This is a genomic window from Rhodoferax ferrireducens (assembly GCF_003347515.1).
In the GTDB taxonomy this organism is placed as follows: domain Bacteria; phylum Pseudomonadota; class Gammaproteobacteria; order Burkholderiales; family Burkholderiaceae_C; genus Rhodoferax.
The window spans coordinates 1-366 of record NZ_QEII01000096.1 but is presented as its reverse complement, the minus strand read 5'-3'; the positions used below and the strand labels follow the sequence as shown (position 1 = coordinate 366).

Here is a 366-nt window from a genome sequence, read left to right as displayed (position 1 = left end):
GTAGCGCAACCCATGCGAAAGACCTTGACCTATGACCGGGGCAAGGAGATGGCCCATCACCAGCAGCTCAGCGCCAATACCGGGATTGCGGTGTATTTCTGTGATCCGCACAGCCCATGGCAGCGGGGCACCAACGAGAACACCAACGGCTTGATTCGCCAGTTCTTGCCCAAGGGCACAGATCTTTCTGTCTACAGCCAGGAGCAGCTTGATGCGATTGCCGATCTGATGAATGGCCGGCCCAGGAAAACGCTGGACTGGTGCACACCGTATGAGGTCTACAGTGCCTGGCTTGCCAAGCTTGAAGACTCAGCGCAAACCATCCCATAAACTACCGCTGTGTTGCACTTGGATTTGAGAGCGCCC

At 56.6% G+C, this 366-nt stretch carries 1 protein-coding gene; it reads left to right on the top strand.

Features of this window, described 5'->3' with window-relative positions; translation table 11 throughout:
* Positions 1-330, top strand: a 330-nt coding sequence (locus C5P05_RS00395) for an IS30 family transposase (protein ID WP_114967980.1), incomplete at its 5' end; no start/stop codon positions are given.
* Positions 331-366: the final 36 nt, after the last annotated feature.